The organism is Corynebacterium sp. MSK218 (assembly GCF_030232655.1).
Taxonomy (GTDB): Bacteria; Actinomycetota; Actinomycetes; order Mycobacteriales; family Mycobacteriaceae; genus Corynebacterium.
On record NZ_JASPGN010000043.1, the window covers coordinates 1 to 319 of the forward strand.

The following is a 319-nucleotide window of genomic DNA, read 5'->3' on the forward strand; positions in this document are numbered from 1 at the left end:
CATTGGGGCCCACAACACCGCACACACAACCCCTACCAAGTATCACATGCACACGGTTTAGCCTCATCCACGTTCGTTCGCCACTACTAGCAGAATCATTTTTATTTTCTCCTCCTACGGGTACTGAGATGTTTCACTTCCCCGCGTAAACCCCCACAACAGCTATGAATTCACTGAAGGGTAACACCCCATAACAGGTGCCAGGTTTCCCCATTCGGACATCCTCGGATCAACGCTTTATTGACAACTCCCCGAGGCTTAACGCAGCCTTACACGTCCTTCATCGGCTCAGCATGCCAAGGCATCCACCATGCGCCCT

The 319-nt window shown here is 52.0% G+C and carries 1 rRNA gene; it reads right to left on the bottom strand.

Annotation, left to right across the window (positions count from 1 at the left end):
- Positions 1-319, bottom strand: a 23S ribosomal RNA gene (locus QP922_RS12855); the annotation flags it as partial.